The following is a 421-nucleotide window of genomic DNA, read 5'->3' on the forward strand; positions in this document are numbered from 1 at the left end:
GTTCTGCATTTGCTTACGCAGTTTGTAATCCAGCGCTGAGAGCGACTCATCCAGCAACAACAGACGAGGCTTGTTAACCACCGCGCGAGCAATGGCGACGCGTTGCTGTTGACCACCAGAGAGCTGATGCGGTTTGCGTTGAGCGAAGGTTTCCAACTGCACCATCCGCAGGGCTTCCATCACGCGGGGCGTAATTTCAGCAGCGGGGGTTTTTTGCATGCGCAACCCAAAGGCCACATTTTCGAACACGGTCATGTGGGGGAAAAGTGCGTAGCTTTGGAAAACAGTGTTCACATAGCGGTTTTCCGCCGGAACGTGGGTGATGTCCTCGTTATCCAGCATGATGCGTCCGGAATCAACAGTTTCCAGACCTGCAATCAGGCGAAGAACGGTTGTTTTACCGCAGCCAGAAGGGCCAAGC

General features: G+C 54.2%; 1 protein-coding gene. It reads right to left on the reverse strand.

All coding sequences use genetic code 11. From position 1 onward, the window contains the following. Window positions 1-421: ATP-binding cassette domain-containing protein (locus tag RM704_RS45820; RefSeq protein WP_498076464.1), on the reverse strand; the 421-nt coding region annotated here is incomplete at both ends.

This window comes from Streptomyces gottesmaniae (assembly GCF_031845845.1).
In the GTDB taxonomy this organism is placed as follows: domain Bacteria; phylum Actinomycetota; class Actinomycetes; order Streptomycetales; family Streptomycetaceae; genus Streptomyces; species Streptomyces akebiae.